Below are 16,821 nucleotides of genomic sequence, written 5' to 3'. Positions count from 1 at the left end.
GGGTTACAAAAACCTACCTCATTAAATACATTTTACCATAGCCTTTATTGAAATACTTGTCCGTATCAATTCTATCTCCGCTAGCGTCTGTTGTATTAAATTTATCGAGAGACGCCCCATTGAGGTTTGTAATAACACGATATAAATAGATACCATTTGCGAGCTTCTGCCCGTACTGGTCGGTACCGTCCCATTTGTAGTCGGTAATGTTTCTGCCAATATGAATATTTCCCAGTTCCTGCCTTGTTATTTCCTTTACTATTTTACCGGTAATCGTCATGATTTGTATTCGGATGTTTTGAGGAATATCACTTCCTGTAACGGTAAATACAAAAGCTGTAGAAGTCGTAAAAGGATTGGGATAGTTGAACATGTTTGAGATCATAGGTTTGGTATAAACCTGGAACCTCACGCTATATTCAATTGTGCCGGTGGCATTACCGCTTTTATCTTTTGCCTTTACGTTCAACTCGTAAAAGTCTCCTTCGCTATCCTGTAAAAAGGCAGGTGAAAACTCTATAGTAGCCTCGTTTTTGCCGCTGGAAAGATCAGCAGGAACAAACCTTAATGTGTCGGTACCAAAGGCAAACCGCTGCAATTTTCCGTTGCTGCCGGGATACCGTACAAAAACAGTAGTAAGGGACGTATCGTCTAAGGCAAGAAACTTTGACTCATCCTTTAACTTGATAACAATTTTAGGTTTGGCAGAAACGATGTCACCGTTTAAAATATGCACGCCATCAAATGTGACATCCATAACGGGGTGATAGGTGTCGGCTTGTACAAAGAAATTTTTATAAAGCACATTATTGAAATGATATTGTTCGGGCTGGCCCGGGGTTGGGTTGACATCAACAAATAAGGTATTGTTGCCAAGCAACGACTTTGTATCGATGGAATAACTGAGACTGGTTGTATCGCCGGGTTGAAGGCTTTTTCTTTTGGGGACAGGAACAATATTGGCTACATTATTCTTATCGTACACTATCATGTTTACGTTAAGGCTGTCATCAAAAACTCCATCGCTTACGTTTTTGAAAGCTACTGAAAAATTGAGTTTTTCACCAACTTCCAACGTGTCTTTTCCGGTGTATACAATATTGGGAGCAAGGGCACCTTCGGGAACGGGGTCGTAGTACAATCGCCAGTAGCGCAACTGGTAAGGTGTTATTGCAGCAGTGTCAAGGTCGCTGCTGGGCATGCCTAAACGGATGTAAGGATATTGAACGGCGCTTACATTACTTAGAGCAAAATCCTGTTGGTTGGGTTGTAAAGTATATAAAGTATCTTCTCTGCCTGTAGACGTAATGCCTATTACTTTTACAGAGTAGACATCGCGGGGTGAAGCTTCTACACTCGAACCTCTCCATTTTACCTGTTTCCATGTTTTAGCCGGACCGAAGGCAGGAGAACTTATATAACCCGCAGTGGAAGGTATATTGATGGTAGTATTGAGGGTAATTCTTTCTAAGGCGCTGCTCATTTTAGAAACGGGCGTAAAAGAAGTATTGTTTTTTCTATAGGCAAAAACCCAGGTACGTGCATATGTGTACGCATCAATATCTGAAAAACCGGCGGCCTTTAGCCTGCTGTATAAAGTGTTGCCTTCTCCATAAACTGCTGCATCGTTTTTCCAAACATCTACATAGGGATTTTGATCATTCGGACCATCCAGGTTAAGCCTCATAGCAACGTAATACCCCGAAGGTATCCAATCGATAAAGTCTCTCATTTTTCTTCTTCCGGCTGTATCCATGTACGAAAACTCAAAGTTGAACTCGCGTAAAGCCCTGCCACAATTAGTAGCACTGCCCATAAAACCTCCTGATAAAACAGTTGGCGTAGTTGAGGGAATTGCCTGGTTGTATAAAGGTTTTAGCGTAATTGGATCGATAACAAAAAAGACAACAGAATGACCTAAACATGCACTTTGAGCGCTTATAATGCCGTTGATGGCAAAGCTAAAATGATTGTCTTCGTCGCCACTAACAGGATAAACAGAGTTTACGACCGTTAATGTATTAGGCTTCGAAGTAAACTGCCATTTTCTTGATGCACTATCAATAACAATATCTGTTGTGGTTGATTTTTTGTGTTGAAAGAAATGGGATTGATTAAAGCCTACACTGCTGCCATTTATATAGGTGAAAGATGCCGTATTCCAACGAATAGCCGTTGATGAAGCAGGGGCAACACGCCAGTAATAAGTAGTACTGTCGGTAAATGAAAACGCAGGATCAAATTCTATCAACCCTCCCCTTGAAATGACATTACGACTTACTTTAAAAGAGGAGTTGAAATTCTCGGTAGTATCCATTTCCATTAAATACTGCCGGCTTTCTACCAAAGGATTTGCAGTACTAGCTGACAGCTTAATATTGTTCTTATTAACAATAGAGAAATTGTAAGGGTAAACAGGCGTTAACTCATCTTCGAAAATAGTAAAGGTGTTTGTAGCGGTGTTATTTGTTTCACTTAATTCTGAATACACGTTGTCAGGATCGATGGTAACGATAATCTTATTTTCACCTTTATCTCTTGTAGCGACAATGGGTACTTCAATAGAAATAGAATCGTTATAACGAACAGATTTTATACGCCTATTATAAATTAAAGTATCGCTTCCATTAGGATAGCGGTGCTTTATTTGAACAGTAACAGAATCTCCTGTTGCTTTACCAATATTATACAATTGAACTTTTACGGTAAATTTTGTATCAGCAACAGAAACAATATTAGGCACTGTTTGCACCATCGGATCTTCTACATCAAAATCGGGCTTTGGAAAACTATTGATTTTAATAGCAGGATCACCATGAAGCGTATTCTCTTCCGAATGTAATCTTCCCCCAAGACTTTCAGTTCCAAAATAGCTATTTACAGCATTGGTCGCTTCACTAATGTTATAAGTTATACTTTTCCCATACCCTGTAGTAGCAATTGACCTGTATAAATACTTGTTGTAATAATCAAGGTAAGTGTCTATTCCAAAGTGAGTACTTGCAATAAACCCGATTGCACCTTTATTGGGAGCCAGTACAAATTTTTCTGACAGCGTTCCCAAAAAAGAAAATCTTGAAGTGTCAAAAGAGAATAAGTCGCCGGCGTTACAACCACTTACCAGGAACATAGGATATTTGCCTGTATTGCTATAAGCAGCCGGATCGTCAAGGTTATAATCTAATGAAGAAGCAGAAGAGTGGCCAAAATAAGAAAGAATACTTATGCCTTGCTGAAACAAACTACTCATTAAATTATTAACGATAGGCGTAACAGGACCGGTAGATGCTTTGTTGAAATTTGTCACTTTTCCACCAAATAAAGTATCCTCAATAACCGTCTGGTAGTTCCTCATATAGCTTGAGAGACTTTGGTCAAGGCTTGCATCATTAGCACCTACCACATGCACAATATTCTTCATCCATGCTTTATTGTCAAACGTCTGCGTGGCATTTTGCTGTGCTTGCTCATACTGCTTTACCTTATCTAAATATTCCGCCAGTTCTTTAGGAAATAAAACAGATAACCTGCTTATCAATGTACTCATCACCGGATCAAGGTTATTTGAAGCAAGAAGAATATCTGAGGCAGGATAACCGAACGTCGGAATGAGGTTTAATCTGTCAGCATTTTTGTTGCTTTCATTTTCGCGATAATCAGCATAGGTTAAACCTTTTCCTATTAGAAAAGCATATTTTGGAGCAACCGAAAAAGTGTTTCGTGCATAGCGCAGAAAGTTTTTTATTCCTAAAGGGTTCTTTTTTATACCATACCCAAACTGGTCTGTCAACTGCTCAATGTCATATATTTTTCCATTAAACCCTCCGCCTACTGCCGAACTTCTGTAAGCTCTGTACTGCTCTACCTGGTTAGCACCTGAATAAGGCACCTGTAAAGAAGGATGGGTAATGATCAAAAAATCACCCTGGTTGGCGGGAGCGAGATAATTAATAAATATTCTTTGTTGAAGTAAACCTACAGTTTTTGCATTCCCAACATTTTGCGCCACCAAAACAAGGTTAGCTGTTGCTGCAGATGGAAGAAGTAAAAACTTAAGCATTCCTGTTGATGATGCGTCAGCAACATAACGGCGAAGATTAGTAAGATCGTACAAAACCGGAACTGAACCGCCTGCGTTAAAGTTGGTAATCTCAAGATATTTTGAACCCGCTGATGCGGGTATAGAAAAAGCAAAAGTTGACTGATTACTGAAATTGAACAACCGTGGGTAGGTTAACTCGAAAAAGCTGGAAACAATTCTGTCATTAACATTAGAGCTTTTATTAGTGATTTTAAAAGCAGCACTATTAGACGCGATTAACGAAACAGGTACCGCAGGGTTGCTGATAATTCGGGAAGCGAAGACACTAATCGTAGTATCTACAATAGATGTATTGTTGAGGTCTACTTTAAAATTGCGATTGTTCGGAGCACTTCCGGCAATGGCAACGCTAAAAGCAGCAGCCGGTCCTGCAGAAGCAACCTGTAAATCAGTGAAGTTAACAGTAACCGGTGATGCAGGATAAATATCTAAAGATGCCCACATCTCTCCAACATCATAAGTACTTGAATAAACATATTCACTTCCAGCCACCAATGCCTGGCCTCTGTGTATTCTATTTTTAAAGCTTTGGCGTATCGAATACAGAAAGTAGGGCTCAGCGGGTCTGGTGTTTCCTGCAAGATTATTATCAGCAGGTAAAAACCGAAGATTATTACCAGTTGCGTTAACAGTTAAAAAGAAAGCTGCTGTATCGGTAAGCAAACTTTCCCTGTTAGATAATTGGTTACCCGGATTTCTATACAAATCACGATCTGAAACACCGTCATTTCTTTCGCCCCAAAACTCTATATAACCACCGCTGCCTAAAGCCCCCGTAGCAGTACTGGTAAACAATGGCACTTGCCTGCCATTTCTCCAAAGCTGAAAATTTTGAGCAGCCTCATTTGCAAGACCAATACCAGCTAAATCATTCACAGAAATTCTATACAAGTCGGTAGAACCGACTTTAAATTTATAATATGTTTTGTTGTAATCAATCCATTCATTGTAGTAAGACTGGCCAATAGCAACTCCTGTCACCAGTAATAAAACAATAAATACAAAAACGTTTTTCATGCTTTTCAAATTATATATGGGCTACCACCAGCTATTTCTTGTTTTTTGTGAGATCTACCCTTAGTGAAAAAATATGGGTATATAAGGGATTTGACTGGTTAGCCAGGTTTGTAAAAGCATAATCAATCATTACATTGTTTATCTTAAAACCTGCACCTATACTAGGCTGGTAAACCCAAACCTTTTTCTGATTAAGTGTATCAGCATCCGCCAAAGCTTTTTGAAAATTCGATATTCCTGCCCTAAAAAATATGCTTTCATTGTAAGAAGCTTCCAAACCCATCCGTGGATCTACATTAATAGTTTTATTACTCACCACCGTATTTCTTTGTCCATCAAAAGTAAGATCGAGGTTGGCTTCGGCGGTAAGGCTTATTTTTTTATTAAGTGTAAAAACATGAGCAGCCCCAAGAATTAGTCTTGGCGCCGTCAACTCTGTAGACTTAACGGGAATGTCGTTATTAGTAAGGTAGAGAACTTCTTTTTCTCTTTCGGTAAAAGAAAAAGACCATGCATTAAACGTAGTTGAAAGGTCACGCGCTGTAGCACCGAAACGCCACTTATTCCGCTGGTATCGTACGCCTGCATCAATTCCAAAACCCCAGGCAGTAGCAAAGCTTCCCACTTTTCGGTGTATAATCTTCACATTGCCTCCAAAACTTAATTTCTCATCATCTTCATCAATTACACTTTGTGCATATGATAACAGAAATGCATAATCTGCAGAAGAGAAAGTTTTAATATTATTATAGTTAACCGAGCCATCTGGCTCTACCAGGAATAAAGTATTTGGGATGTCATCTACTGCAAATCGTAGCAGCGATACCCCCACTACCCTTTTTTCATCCCGCAACGGAATTGCAAGGCTTGCATAATCGTATTTGCCAATTCCGGCAAAATATTCGGCATGCATCAAATGCAAAGAAGGCGATACTTTCACGCCCACTAATCCCGCAGGGTTCCAATATCCGGCAGTGCCGTCAGTAACAGATGCCACCTGCGCACCGCCCATAGCAAGTCCGCGAGCTCCGGCTCCTATGTTTAGAAACTCATTAGAATATTTTCTAAATTGCCCCGATACATCCACACACGCCATTACCCCAAAGACAAAGGCACCTAGTTCTTTCCATTTCATGAAGAAAAATTACAAAATCAACAATAATTAAAGTAAAAATCAGTGAATAATGTCAGTTTTTGAAAATTAAATGGGGGTTAATGTAGAAGATGAACGCTTTATTTTGGTAACTATTGTCCTCATTCGTGTTCACTTCAATTCACTAAAGACATTCCTGCCGCGCAAAATTCTTATTAGTTTAGCTTTTTTTAAATACCAGCATTATACTTTCATAGCGTCATCGTTGCGTCGCAATCACTTCATCCGCATAACGTTTAGGTACTACAACCAACAATCATTAAATTATTAATCGCATCATAGCGTTTCGGCCTTCAACAGCAGACATGTAAGAAAACTGTTCTGCTGCTTATTTTGAAATATTAAAAAAGGCCGGCTGCCTTCTTATTGCAGCGGTAGCGGTAGGCGAACTTGTTGAGTTATTTAATGAAGAAATAAGAATTGATTAAATAAGAAGATGATAATAAGTCAGTGGTGGTAAAGATTCTCTAATACTTACTCTTATTGCTTCTGAATCTTATAAGTACTTTCTGCATTTCCCACATTTACTTTTATAAAGTACGTTCCGCTTGCCCAGCTTTTCATATCCACCTGTGCCGTTCCGTACACTTTCTTTTGCCATAGCTGCTGGCCAAAAGTATTAACCAATCTTACCTCAGAAATTTTTCCATCCCGCCTGGTTACACTAATGTTCAAAATATCCGTTGCAGGGTTTGGATAAATATTTATTTCCATCCCATTAGCAACCGTAACAAGCCTTACACTGGAATATTTAATGGTTCCCTCATTGTCAACAACCTTTAACCGATAGTAGTTATTACCAGCCAGGGGATTTAGATGCATGAAAGCGTAGCTTTTATTTAAAGCACTTGTAGCCGCCAGCGGATTAACAATGCCGATGTTATTAAAACCAGTACCGGTAAGGCTGTGTTGAACTTCATAATGTTTCACATTCGTTTCAGTAGCAACAGACCAAACAGTTTTTACGCCTGTGTTTTGCAAAGCGGCAGTGAAGTCAACAAGGGTTACCGGCATTACTCTTCCCCTGTCTATATAAACATTTTTATAAAGAAAGTTATTAAAGCTAAATTGTTCAGGTTGATGGTTAGTTAAGGGGTTCACTTCTACATACAGATTGTACCAGCCGCTTAAAGAACTAACATCGAGAGCCAGCTCTGCATGAAGGGTATCGCCAGCAACCAACGGACGTAGTTTCTGCAAAGGGTAAACCAATGGATTATAGCCAGCATCATACAAAACTACCTTTACACTCAGACTATCAAAGTTGGCCTTCGAAACGTTTTTAAAAGCAAACCCAACATTTAAAGTACCGTTATAAGCAGCGCCATTTAACGTACCTACTGTATCGGGTATGTTGTAGTACAGGTTTGAAGCAATAGCGCCTTCAGGTACCGGCACATATCCTACTCCCCATTTCGCCAGCTGGTAAGGTGTGGCAGTAACCGAATCTGCATTGTTCATCTGCAACCTGATGTAAGGATACTGAACTGCATTAACAGCAGAAATATCGAAAGATTGTGTTGAAGAGTCTAGCGTGTACAATAAGGTGTCACTGTTGTCTTTTTTAATACCAAATACATTTACTACCGGCACATCACTACCTGTCTCCTCCCGATACCCATTCCAATAAACGCTCTTCCATTCTTTAGCTGGTCCAAAAACAGGAGAGTTGATAAAACCTTGCGCGTTAGAGGTAGCACAATTAACTGATAAGGTTATGCGGTCATATATTCCTTTACTCATGGCGTAAGCTGGAGCGAAAGTAGTATCTCCTTTCTTAAACACGAAGGCCCACGTACGGGCATAATAGAACGAGTCAATTGCCTTAAATCCGTGGCTTTTTAAACGGTGGTACAGCGAATTTTCCTTGCCATACAAAGCAGTGTCTGCTGCCCAGTTTTTAACGAATGTATTAAACGGTTCATCAAGAGTAAGCCTTACAGCAACATAAGAACCATTGGGAATAGCATCAAGAAAATCAAGTGCATTTTTACGTGTTTTAGCGGTGAGGTATTCGTATTCGAAATTGTATTCCCTGGTTACATTACACACCGCTGCTGCACCAAATGGTTTTGTAAGATTTTTTGTTGGCAGAAAAGTAAGCGAGTCAAATACATTGAAAATAATTGAATGACCAACACAGGCACTTTGAATATAATTAGAACCATCTACTGAAATACTGAAATGTTCATTTTCTGTTCCACTGTAGGGATACACTGAGTTTGTGATAAAAAGGTTATGCAATTTTTTAGTGTAAGAAAATTTACCTGACGAGCTATCCAGCGCCAACCTGTCAAGCTGTGACTGAAGGTGTTGGTAAAGATGTCCTTGTTCATAACCTTCAAGCGTTTTGCTTCTGTATACAAAAGAAGAATTAAACCAATGAGGTTCAACTGCAGATTTTGGAGCAACCCGCCAATAATACACAACTCCATCTTGATATAACACTCCCGGGTCAAACTCTATAACACCTCCCGAAGACGTGACAGTTTTAATTATTTTAGTGGGTGAATTAAATAGAGTAGTTGTATCAAATTCCATCATGTATTCCCTGCTGGCAATTATCGGGTTTACAGTAGAAGCAGTGAGCTTAATATCCGGTGAGGTAATGACTGAATAATTAAAAGGGAACACAGGTCTTATTTCCTCTTCAGAAACTAAGACTTCTATCGCTGCGGTGTTATTATCCTCACTTAACTCTTTTGCACTATTAGCAAAGTCTACGGTAGCAGTTATTTTGTTTACACCTTTATCACGACTTGCTATCACAGGTACATCTAACACCACGGAATCAATAAAGTTAATTGACGGAAATGTTTTAGAAAGAACAGTAAAAACTTCTCCACCTGGTGTTTCACGGTTTATTTTAACTGTAACAGGTTTATTGGTTGCACGGCCAATATTATTCACCTTCACCTTCACCCGAAAACTTGTATCAGCAACTGAAACAAAAGAAGGAGACGCTTGCACTTGAGATGCTTCTATTACATAATCAGGCAAAATTGAAGAATTGACGATAATTGCAGGATCTCCATGATAAGCATATTGCTCAGAATGTACCCGGCTATAATAATCATTGGCTCTGCTGGAATTTAAAGATGAAGCAATGGCTTCTTTAATAACAGCCCCCACACTTTTATTGTAGCTTGTTCGCCCCAACGCCTTATAAAAATCTACCGTATATAAATTAAGGTAATTAACAACGCCAAAGCCGGTACTTGCGTAGTAACCAATTGCACCTCGTTGCGGACTTAAAATAAACTTTTCTGAAATGGTAGATTTAGTGGTTAACCTGGCAGGTTCAAATAAAAAGTGGTCGCCTGCACTACACCCATTTGCGATAAAGACGGGGTATTTACCGCGGTTGTTATATGTCTCAGGATTGTCGAGATTAAAGTCAAGATTTGTGCTGGAAGAGTGGCCAAAATAGGTAATCAGCGAAGCACCGCTCTCGTAAATCTGCCGAAAAGAATTTACCGCTTCTGGATAACCATCCGGGTTTGCCGACTTACTAAAATCTTTTACATTGGCGCCAAAAGCGGTGTCAGCAATTATCTTTTTGTAAACCTCAAGGTAATTATCAATTTGATCACCGGTACTAAGGTCATTTGCACCGGCTATTTGTATCACGTTTTTCATCCACCCCTTTGCATCAATGGTTTGTATGGGGCTATGTTGTGCTGAATCATGTTGTTTTACTTTCAATAAATAATCTCCAACTTCTTGTGCAGTTACCGCAGACAACCTGCCAATAGGTATTTCGGGAATTGCTTTAAAGTCATCGGACGCCAGCAAGTTGTCGGATGCCGGGTTACCAAAAGTTGGAACAAGGTTTAATTGATCTGCAAGGGCATTACTCTCATTTCCGCGATAATCACTGTAGATAACGCCTTTACCTATTAGAAACACAAACTTCGGCGAGGCGGTAAAAGTATTTCTTGCAAAGCGTAAAAAGTTCTTAACTGATAAGGGATGTTTTTTTATACCCCAGGCAAATTGATCTACCAATTCGTTTATATCAATCACTTTGGCATTGTGAGAGCCGCCGGTTGGTGACGACCTGTACTGGCTGTACTGCTGCACATAATTTGAAGAGCCACTACCATAAATAAGCGGATTGCTTATGATAAGATAATCGCCCTGGTTTGCCGCATCCGCATAATTTATAAAGTTCCTTTTTTGTAGGGCTGAAATCACTTTCGAATAGCTTCCTGACTGTGTTGTGAGTACCAGGTCGTATGGCAGATTTGACGGATCTAGTGCAACTTTTACAGTATCTGTATAAGAGATATCACCGATATAGCGTTTGTTATTTGCGAGGTCGTATAAAACAGGAGGAACGCCGCCGTGAGAGAAATTTGTAATTGCGAGATAACGACCATTAGACGACGAGTCCATCAAAATCTTCATCACTGGTGCCCCACCCATATTAAATACTCTTGGGTAGGTTATCTCAACAGAGGCTACACGTATTTCATCACATCCATTCGGACTTTGATTAACTACATAAACTGTTGCAGTGCCCGAGCTTAATTTGTTTACATCAATTAGCTGCTCATCCTTTACGTAGTTAATGTAATCCATTTGAAAGGTCGTAACAGAGTCTGTATTCACGTTTATTCTTACACTCCTACTGTTTTGAGCGTCACCTACTGCATTTACCCTTACCGTTGCGGCTGGCCCTTGCAGGTAAGGAAATAAGCCGGAAAATACCTGGGGCAAAGTTGCAGAACCACAACCGGCAACCGGCCTCACTGCTCTACTCACCCAACCCTCGCCTTTGTCGTACGACGAGGAATAAAGTTTTTTTCCTAAAGTAGCTGCAAAGCCGTTAGAAAGGTTGTTTCTAAAGTACCGGCCAACCGTATACATGAAATACTTTTCTGGCGGCAGCGTATTCTGAACAATATTATTGTTTACAGGTAAAATACGCCTGTTAGCAGAACCAGTATTAACGGTAAGAAAATACGCCGCAGTATCTGTTTGAAGACTCCATTTGTCATTTAACTGGTAGTCCGGATGGCGGTACAGTTCCTTATCTAATTTGCCATTATTTATTTCACCAAAAAATTCTATATAATCATTGCCGCTTAACGGTCCATTTGTTTTAGAAACGTAAATCGCCACTTCTTCGCCATCTCTCCACAATTGAAAATTTTCAGCAGCAGTGCCGGCTAAACCGGCTGATGTAAGCGTTGAAAAAGGTATCCTCACCATACCATTCCTGATGGGCGAACCCACATTGTCGTTGCCGAAACCCATTACTTTAAACTTGTAATAAGTCTTATTGTAATCAATCCACTCATTATGGAATGCATAGCCCTGACCTATTGCAAATGAAGAAATAAAAAGGAAACAAAATAACCAACACAACTTTTGGTTCATGATCAGCAACATTTATAACGCTAACTCTATAAAACGAATAAATCGTCATTCTATTTCACGCCGCGCTGCTATTTAACATTGGTTATAAGGCTACCAGCTTTTATGTCACTATCTTATAATCTCCTAAAAAATGTTTTTGATACCATCATTAGTCTTCTTATGTGGCTTGGGTTGTGTCACACTCGTGTACTTTATATTTTTATAGCAGCTTTTTTTAGCACCGGGAATTGCTGCCGCACAAAGCCGAATAAAGAAAAAAATGCAGAAGAGTGCGACGCAAGAAAAGTTATATCGAAGGGATCTGCCGGCTTCCATATTAATCGCGCCAATAAGCTTGCAACTGGTAACCCCTGTTTTTGACAATATCAATACACTATCTGCTTTACATTTGCGCAAGTCAAAAAAATAGCATGAATTTAATTGAAGAGTTACGGTGGAGGGGCATGATACAAGACATAATGCCGGGAACTGAAGAACAGCTTTTAAAAGAAATGACAACGGCATATATTGGTTTCGACCCAACTGCTGACAGCTTACATATCGGAAGCCTGGTTCCCATTTTATTACTTGTGCATTTACAGAAAGCCGGGCATAAGCCAGTGGCACTTGTTGGTGGAGCAACTGGCATGGTAGGCGATCCGAGCGGAAAAAGTGAAGAAAGAAATTTGTTAAGTGAAGATGTGCTGCAAAAAAATGTGGCAGGAGTAAAAAAGCAATTGGAGCAATATCTGAATTTTGACTCTTCGATGCCCAATGCTGCTGAAATGGCCAACAACTACGATTGGTTTAAAGACTTTTCGTTTTTAAATTTTATAAGAGACGTTGGTAAGCATATCACTGTTAATTATATGATGGCTAAAGACAGTGTAAAAAAAAGGCTGGAAGGCGAGACCGGTATGAGCTTTACCGAGTTTACCTATCAATTGGTGCAGGGATACGATTTTTACTATTTGTATACCAACAAGAATTGTAAGCTGCAAATGGGGGGAAGCGACCAGTGGGGCAATATTGTTACAGGCACAGAATTAATTAGACGTAAAGCAGGCGGAGAAGCATTTGCTTTTACCTGCCCTTTGATAACCAAAGCAGACGGAAGCAAATTTGGTAAAAGTGAAAAAGGTAATGTGTGGCTCGATCCTGAAAAAACATCTCCTTATGAGTTTTACCAATTTTGGTTAAATACCACTGATGCTGATGCTGCCAGGTATTTAAAAATTTTTACTTTTTTAAGCCCCAAAGAAGTCAACCAAATTTTAGAAGGCCACAATGGAAACGAAAACCAGCGCAACCTTCAAAAACGACTCGCAGAAGAAATAACCACTTTTGTGCACGGAAAAGAAAACTTTACAAAGGCAGTACGGGCAACGGAACTTTTATTTAGCAAAGACACTTTACAAATAATTGCAACCTTATCACCCAATGAATTGGATGCAACACTTACAGGAGTTCCTGCGGTTGAAGTAAACAAAGAACATATTGCCACCACCAACCCAGACGTTGTTTCTTTTTTAGCAGAAACGGGTATTCTGCCAAGCAAAGGCGAAGCCAGAAAAATGGTTCAGGGAGGTGGAATAAGTTTTAATAAACAAAAAGTAACGGACCTTTCGAAAAAGGTTAATCTGTTGTTGTTTATTAACGAGAAGTATTTGTTCGTACAAAAAGGCAAGACAAATTATTACCTTGTAAAAGTGTCATAGAAATTATAGAAAGCCGATTAAACAAGATATAATGAAAAAGCCCCGACATGTCCGGGCTTTTTCATTATATCTTGTTTGTTTTTACATCTTATTTGCTCTGCTATAGACAAAAACAGATCCTTGTGCTACTTTTAAAACAAGACTTTCTTTTTCATTTTCTGCTGATACAAAATACTCAGTCTCGTCTTCAGCTGTAAATTTAAAAGCTTCTTTTACTGTATAGTCGCTATACTTTTTTGTGAAAGTCCTTTTTACAAAAGTTGGCAACTCTTCCATTTTTACGTGTTTGGTAGTAGCAATAAAATCGCCTTCAGGATTGTAAAAAACTTCTACTTTTTGTTCATCCTGCAAAAAGCTGGCTTTTGTAAAATTATCTTTTGAAGTCCATTCTACTTTAGAAGCACCACCATAAGAAGATTCGAAATTTTGTACTGCCTTTTGATCAATTTGGGTTGCCTCTTGTGCAAAAGCACTTGTTGAGATGGTAAGAGTAACCATGGCCGCGATGAATAACTTTTTCATAATTTTTGTTTTTTAGTTTATTTATAATTGTTTTTTTATTTCTATACCGTAAAGCTAATCCTCACATTTGCCCTTTATATTCAATTGAGATGAACTGGAAAAACTATGCGACGAATAGTAAAAATGGTTTTTAAAAGAGATGGAATAACATTTGAGCTACTTGCACATTTTAAACAAGCAGCATAAACATTGCTACTTTAGACAAATGAAAAAAGTATACTTTATAGCAGGCTTAGGTGCAGATAGCAGGGCATTTACCTTCTTAGATCTTAGCTTCTGTAAACCTATATTTATTGATTGGCTGCCCCCTTCTCATAAAGAAACCCTACCATCTTACGCTGAAAAATTATTTACAGTTATCAAAGATGAAGAGGCAACAATTGTAGGATTGTCTTTTGGAGGCATGCTTGCAACAGAGATCGCTAAAAGACATCCACGCACTAAGGTTATTATTATTGCCAGCTCAAAAACTCATTTAGAGATTCCGAACTATCTCAGGTTCTGGCGGCATTTCCCTATATATAAATTACACTCAAATAAAATCAAAAACAGTGCTGGTGGTTTTGTATTAAGCATATTAGGTGCAAAAGGTATTGAGCAGAAAAAGTTACAGCTTCAAATTATGAAAGACTCCGATGCTGTTTTTACCCGTTGGGCAATGGATGCGGTAGTTAATTGGAAGAATAATGTAATTCCAAAAAATGTCATCCATATTCATGGTACTGCCGACAAACTCTTACCCTATCGTTACGTAAAAGCAGATTACACAATCAAAGATGGAGAACATGTATTGGTTATGGATCGTGCCGAAGAACTATCACAGTTATTAAAAACAATTATTACTACTTAACGTCTTTCAAAACCTGCCACATCTCTTCGGCCAGCAAAGCATTCCCTTTATTGTTCAAATGCACTTTATCCCGGGTCAATACTCCCTCTTCCTTGTTTTCAATATTATAAGCAATATTGTACGAAGTAAAAGCTTTCCTGACATCCACAAGAGGAAGATCATATCCCGAAGCAAGACCTCTTATTACGTCTGAATAAAGCTCCAGTTCTTTATCCTCGTTACTTTCAAATGCAGGGTTTTCACCTATCAGCGCCGGCGTACATAGCACCACCTTTATTGTTGCAGAAATAAGCCTTTCGATAATAGCAATGTAAAACGCTTCAAACCTTTTAATGTCAGTTCCGGTAAGTAGCGAAAATTTATGACCAACGTCATTAACACCTATAAAAATCACAACGATGTCTGCACCCCTAAACAGTATGTCTTCACTCATGCGCAGGTACAAATCATAAATCTTATCCCCTGAAACACCCGCGTTCACCAATTCATAATCATCATCAATCGCCGCTTCCCCCAGCAAGTATTGAAGTTGCTTTATATAGCCACCCTGGCTGGTTCCCTGTTCGGTTATCGAGTCGCCAAAAAACACAATTTTTCTTCGCCTTTTCTTATAGTTCATCGACATTAACAGCATACTAACTACAAAGGCTGCAAACAACAAAAGTTTGGAAGTCAATGATTCGATTTTGATTTTTTTTTTGGAGCCAGCAATATAAATCTATTTAACTTTTGTTGCGTCGCACACTTTTACCGCACCGATACATTCAGCCCATACAATTATTCAAAGCATCTTTTAAACGCTAAAAAGTCTTATGCCCGATGGCCAGCAGTAAACGACTTTATAATATTATTACAGCTAAAAAAAGCTACGCTGCAAATGTGTTATACCCTTAAAAAAACAGACCCCTTACCTTTTTAAAATTCTATTTCTTACGAAAAGTTATTCTAACATTACTTGGCCGTTTTCTCTAATTTTAAAAAAGTTATACTATAGAAAATGTTTAGAAAAACAACAACTCCACGAAACAACTGGCAGGCAGAGGTAGAAAAGCTGGGCTTTGGTTTTCATACCACCAATGTACCTTATTGGGACGAAAGTGCTTATTACGAATTCACTATTGACGAGGTGTTGAAAATTGAAAAGGCTACTAATGAAGTATGGAACTTATGTCTGGAAGCAGTCGATCATGTAATAGACAATCGTCTTTACAACAAATTCAATATCCCTGATTGGTTAATACCCTATATAGAAAAGACCTGGACAGAAGATCATCCCTCCATCTTTGGCCGTTTCGACTTTTGCGTAAAAGAAGGTCAAATCAAACTTCTTGAGTTTAATGCCGATACCCCTACCAGTCTCTATGAGGCAGGTATCGTTCAATGGTTTTGGCTGCAGGATTTTGATAAAAACAAAGACCAGTTCAACAGCATTCACGAAAAACTGATCGCCTATTGGAAACATTTAAAAACTTACCTCTACCCTGCTCCGCTTCATTTTGCTTGTCTAAAAGAAACACTTGAAGACCTTACTAATACCGAGTACCTGCGCGACTGTGCCATACAAGCTGGCTTAGAAACTAAACTGATTTTTATTGATGACATTGGCTGGGATGAGCATGCAAGAATGTTTATAGATATGGAAGATGAGCCAATGAAAAACATATTCAAACTATACCCATGGGAATGGATAGTAGCAGATGACTTTGGAAGAAGTATTTTGCTTGATGTTAACCGACCTTTCTGGATAGAACCAGCGTGGAAAATGTTGTTATCAAACAAAGCAATTCTTCCAATCTTATGGGAGTTATTCCCTGAACACCCAAACCTTTTGCCTTCATATTTTGAAACAGGTAAACTTACGAGTTATGTAAAGAAGCCCATCCTCAGTCGCGAAGGAGCCAACATCAACATTATTCAGGAAGGCGAATTATTACAGGCTTCAGAAGGTGAGTATGGCAAAGAAGGTTATATTTTCCAGGAGTTATTTACATTGCCTGGTTTTGATGGAAATTATCCTGTTATTGGCAGTTGGGTAATAGGCCAGGAGGCGGCAGGTATCGGGATCAGGGAATCAAAAACTTTAATTACGGATAAT

At 39.0% G+C, this 16,821-nt stretch carries 8 protein-coding genes; 3 read left to right on the top strand and 5 right to left on the bottom strand.

Annotation, left to right across the window (positions count from 1 at the left end):
- Positions 1 to 13: 13 nt before the first annotated feature.
- The 3 genes from JWR87_RS14085 to JWR87_RS14075 all read right to left on the bottom strand — a co-directional run bounded on the left by JWR87_RS14085 (position 14) and on the right by JWR87_RS14075 (position 11,657).
- Positions 14 to 5,119, bottom strand: coding sequence for a C25 family cysteine peptidase (locus JWR87_RS14085; RefSeq protein WP_297821176.1), 5,106 nt, complete (start codon positions 5,117 to 5,119; stop codon positions 14 to 16).
- A 31-nt stretch (positions 5,120 to 5,150) separates the two neighbouring features.
- Positions 5,151 to 6,254 (bottom strand): PorV/PorQ family protein, encoded by a 1,104-nt coding sequence (locus JWR87_RS14080; protein ID WP_297821175.1) that lies wholly within the window; start codon positions 6,252 to 6,254, stop codon positions 5,151 to 5,153.
- A 498-nt stretch (positions 6,255 to 6,752) separates the two neighbouring features.
- Complete coding sequence (locus tag JWR87_RS14075; RefSeq protein WP_297821173.1) at positions 6,753 to 11,657, bottom strand: C25 family cysteine peptidase; 4,905 nt, start codon at positions 11,655 to 11,657, stop codon at positions 6,753 to 6,755.
- Positions 11,658 to 12,067: 410 nt separating this feature from the next.
- Between JWR87_RS14075 and tyrS the strand changes: the two genes are divergently transcribed.
- Complete coding sequence (tyrS, locus tag JWR87_RS14070; RefSeq protein WP_297821171.1) at positions 12,068 to 13,354, top strand: tyrosine--tRNA ligase; 1,287 nt, start codon at positions 12,068 to 12,070, stop codon at positions 13,352 to 13,354.
- 81 nt (positions 13,355 to 13,435) lie between these two features.
- On the opposite strand, the gene JWR87_RS14065 is transcribed toward tyrS, so the two are convergent.
- The gene (locus tag JWR87_RS14065) at positions 13,436 to 13,876 is read right to left on the bottom strand and encodes a hypothetical protein (RefSeq protein ID WP_297821168.1); all 441 of its coding nucleotides are present in this window, start codon (positions 13,874 to 13,876) and stop codon (positions 13,436 to 13,438) included.
- Between the two features lie 205 nt (positions 13,877 to 14,081).
- Between JWR87_RS14065 and JWR87_RS14060 the strand changes: the two genes are divergently transcribed.
- Positions 14,082 to 14,726 carry an alpha/beta hydrolase gene (locus tag JWR87_RS14060; RefSeq protein WP_297821166.1) on the top strand — a complete coding sequence of 215 codons (645 nt, stop codon included), beginning with the start codon at positions 14,082 to 14,084 and terminating at the stop codon, positions 14,724 to 14,726.
- On the opposite strand, the gene JWR87_RS14055 is transcribed toward JWR87_RS14060, so the two are convergent.
- Positions 14,719 to 15,402, bottom strand: a complete 684-nt coding sequence (locus JWR87_RS14055) for a GDSL-type esterase/lipase family protein (protein ID WP_297821164.1) — start codon at positions 15,400 to 15,402, stop codon at positions 14,719 to 14,721. The two genes, JWR87_RS14060 and JWR87_RS14055, sit on opposite strands and share 8 nt — an antisense overlap.
- Positions 15,403 to 15,723: 321 nt before the next feature.
- On the opposite strand from JWR87_RS14055, the gene JWR87_RS14050 reads away from it, so the two are divergent.
- The coding region (locus JWR87_RS14050) for a glutathionylspermidine synthase family protein (protein WP_297821162.1) at positions 15,724 to 16,821 on the top strand (1,098 nt) is incomplete at its 3' end.

Origin of the sequence: Segetibacter sp., assembly GCF_025963695.1 — a bacterium.
GTDB lineage: Bacteria > Bacteroidota > Bacteroidia > Chitinophagales > Chitinophagaceae > Segetibacter.
The sequence above is the reverse complement of the archived record's forward strand: the minus strand, read 5'-3'. Positions and strand labels throughout refer to the sequence as shown.